This window comes from Streptomyces sp. a15 (assembly GCF_059026085.1).
In genome coordinates, this window is sequence record NZ_JBWLKM010000290.1 from 1 (window position 1) to 382 (window position 382).

At 65.7% G+C, this 382-nt stretch carries 1 protein-coding gene; it reads left to right on the forward strand.

Annotation, left to right across the window (positions count from 1 at the left end; genetic code table 11):
- The coding region (locus AC5P09_RS52180; protein ID WP_493880659.1) for an ABC transporter permease at nt 1-382 on the forward strand (382 nt) is incomplete at both ends.

A 382-nucleotide genomic window follows, 5' to 3' on the forward strand; every position in this document is an offset into this window, starting at 1 on the left:
TCGACGATCGGGATCATGGCGCTGCCGGTAGCGCTGCTGATGATCGGCGGGGAGTTCGATCTGTCGGCCGGTGTCGCAGTCATCGCCTCGGCCCTGACTGCGGCCATGCTCAGCTACCAGCTGACCGCGAACGTCTGGGCCGGCGTGTTCGTCGCCCTGCTCGTCTCGCTGGGAGTCGGCTTCTTCAACGGCTGGCTGCTGGTGAAGACCGGCCTGCCGAGCTTCCTGGTCACCCTGGGCACCTTCCTGATCCTCCAGGGCGCCAACCTCGCGGTCACCAAACTGATCACCGGCAACGTGGCCAGCGACGACATCAGCGACATGGACGGCTTCGACCAGGCCAAGAAGATCTTCGCGTCCTCGTTCGACGTCGGCGGCGTCC